The 406-nt window shown below is 54.7% G+C and carries 1 protein-coding gene; it reads right to left on the bottom strand.

Features of this window, described 5'->3' with window-relative positions; all coding sequences use genetic code 11:
* Positions 1–406: hypothetical protein (locus ADF68_RS11125; protein ID WP_049548192.1), on the bottom strand; the 406-nt coding region annotated here is incomplete at both ends.

The following is a 406-nucleotide window of genomic DNA, read 5'->3' as shown; positions in this document are numbered from 1 at the left end:
CACGTCCGCTTCAACAAGTGCAAGCACGTCAGCAAGTACGTCAGCGTCAACGAGCGCAAGTACATCAGCCTCAACGAGCGCAAGCACGTCAGCAAGCACATCTGCTTCAATAAGTGCAAGCACGTCAGCAAGTACGTCAGCGTCAACAAGCGCAAGCACGTCAGCAAGTACGTCAGCCTCAACGAGCGCAAGCACGTCAGCAAGCACATCAGCTTCAATAAGTGCAAGCACATCAGCAAGTACGTCAGCGTCAACAAGCGCAAGTACGTCAGCAAGTACATCAGCGTCAACGAGCGCAAGCACGTCAGCCTCAACGAGCGCAAGTACGTCAGCCTCAACGAGCGCAAGTACGTCAGCAAGCACATCGGCTTCAACGAGCGCAAGCACGTCAGCAAGTACGTCAGCG

The sequence above is a fragment of the Streptococcus pseudopneumoniae genome, from assembly GCF_001068775.1.
Taxonomy (GTDB): Bacteria; Bacillota; Bacilli; order Lactobacillales; family Streptococcaceae; genus Streptococcus; species Streptococcus pseudopneumoniae_N.
This window is presented reverse-complemented; position numbering and strand designations above follow the sequence as displayed.